Origin of the sequence: Mesorhizobium sp. M5C.F.Ca.IN.020.32.2.1, assembly GCF_004023105.1 — a bacterium.
Taxonomy (GTDB): Bacteria; Pseudomonadota; Alphaproteobacteria; order Rhizobiales; family Rhizobiaceae; genus Mesorhizobium; species Mesorhizobium wenxiniae.
The window spans coordinates 1-536 of sequence record NZ_RZSX01001610.1 but is presented as its reverse complement, the minus strand read 5'-3'; the positions used below and the strand labels follow the sequence as shown (position 1 = coordinate 536).

Genomic DNA, 536 nt, shown 5'->3' with positions numbered 1-536 from the left:
CCGCAACTCCTACCAGTTCATCCTGTCGGGCGACTACAGCCCTGCCGAACAGGGCTTTCGCGACCACATCGCCCGCTTCCCCAAGAACGCCAAGGCGGCGGACGCGCATTACTGGCTGGGTGAGTCGCTGCTCGGCCAGCAGAAATACCGCGACGCGGCCGAGACGTTCCTCGCCGCCAGCAAGGACTATCCGAAGGCCAAGAAGGCTCCCGACATGCTGCTGAAGCTCGGTGTCTCGCTGGTCGGATTGAATCAGCGCGACGTGGCCTGCGCCACTTTCGGCGAGATCGGTAAGCGCTATCCCAATGTTTCCGGCACGCTCAAGGAACGCGTCAAGCAGGAAAGGGCGCTCGCGGCGTGCTGACGCTCGAAACCGAGCCTGACCCTTCGGTTTTTTCGCAGATCGACTTTACCAACGGCGCTGTTGCGGCCGTGTCCGGCGGCAGCGACTCGACCGCCCTTCTCCTTCTCCTCAAAGATCACCTCGACCGTACCGCGCCCGCAACGAAATTGCTGGCTGTGACGATCGATCACGG

General features: G+C 62.7%; 1 protein-coding gene and 1 pseudogene. Both read left to right on the top strand.

Going from position 1 to position 536, the window contains the following annotated elements:
• Window positions 1–364, top strand: a 364-nt coding sequence (gene ybgF, locus EOA86_RS37745; protein ID WP_128345893.1) for a tol-pal system protein YbgF, incomplete at its 5' end; no start/stop codon positions are given.
• Window positions 358–536: pseudogene (locus EOA86_RS37740) on the top strand (ATP-binding protein); the annotation flags it as partial. The gene ybgF and the pseudogene EOA86_RS37740, both read left to right, overlap by 7 nt.